Source organism: Mycobacterium sp. TH-M82 (assembly GCF_057473605.1).
Genome location: NZ_JBYCKY010000554.1, coordinates 1 through 1,274, shown reverse-complemented (window position 1 = coordinate 1,274; position 1,274 = coordinate 1). Strand labels below are relative to the sequence as shown.

The window sequence follows — 1,274 nt, the reverse complement described above, 5'->3', positions numbered from 1 at the left end:
GCCGCCCGGGCGAGGTGGCCGCGGATGCGGTCCGCCAGGCGGGCGGGATAGCGACGCACGTCGTCGACGACGATCGGGATAACCGTCCAGCCCAGCTCCTGGATTCCGGCAATTCGCACCCTGTCGCGCACCATCTCATCCCTCCCGGCATGCCAGACGATGCTTTCGTACTCCGCCACCACACGCTGCGCCGGCCAGGCGAAGTCGGCTCGCCACAGTTCGCCGCTGCGGCCGCGAATCTCGTACTGGAGCTCGGGCAGCGGCAAACCGTAGTCGATCATCACCAGCCGAGCTTCGCTCTCCATCGGCGATTCAGCCCTGCCGTCGGCGTAGGGCAGCAGGTCGCGCACCGCCACGATGCCGCGCCGGCCCCGCTGCTGCAGCGCGGCCCGCTCGAGTTGGCGCCGCGTACACCATCCGGAGTGCAGGGCGGCGTCGAGGGTGGCCAGTGCGCGCGGCCGACGCAGTTCGCGGGCTACCTCCACCGCGGTCCATGCCGGGGCCGTCGCGATCCGGCTGGCCACCTGACGCAGCTCGGCCCCGGTGCGCTGGTGAACCATCAGGCCGGTGGTCGGCCGCGGCTGTGTTCCGGGATCGAGCACGTGGACGGTGCTGGTGCCCTCAGTGTCTTCGGTGTCGAAGCCGTACAACGTCGCGGCGGTTCCCATGCAGGCGATCACATGCTCCCCCGCGAAGATGTCGAGTGCCGCCAACCGGCCGAGCAGGTCGGGTTCGGCGGCGGCGTAGACGCCGTGCCACACCCGGACCAGCCCGCCGTTTCTCACCTGGACGTCGAGTTGTTGGCGAGTCATCACGGTGAGCAACTGCGCGGTGGTGGCGAACCCGCCGGCCCCTTCCAGCAGCGCTAGCGCATCGGTGTACACGTCGCAAGAGTGTGGCCGCGACGCGCGATCGGCCAGTCACCCCTGGGGATGACGCGCCGAGCATGCACAAAGTCGCACTCGCAAGGGCCGCGGAGTGCGACTTTGTGCATGCTCGCGCACAGAAAGCTACGGCTTGATGCGGATGTCGCCGGGCGACCACCAGCCGCTGCGGGTGGCGGCGCCCAGCTCGATGTCGGCCGGGGAAGCCGTCACGATGGTGTCGAACTTGCGCAGCGAACCCCAGTCGCGGCCCCAGTCCTTCGCCAGGTAGGTCGCCAACACGTGTGCGCGCAGCAGCAGGTCGGTGATGCCCAGCAGCCCGCCGTTGTCGCCGTCCTCCCAGGTGTCGGTGTCCTGCTTTTTGGCCAGGTAGTCCGGGGTGATGCGGAA

Annotated in this window: 2 protein-coding genes; both read right to left on the bottom strand. The window is 69.5% G+C overall.

All coding sequences use genetic code 11. The features are described from left to right. On the bottom strand, positions 1-884 hold an 884-nt coding region (locus tag AC2VON_RS16730), incomplete at its 3' end, for a hypothetical protein (protein WP_486953950.1). A gap of 126 nt (positions 885-1,010) precedes the next feature. After that, positions 1,011-1,274: arabinosyltransferase C-terminal domain-containing protein (locus AC2VON_RS16725; protein ID WP_486953949.1), on the bottom strand; the 264-nt coding region annotated here is incomplete at its 5' end.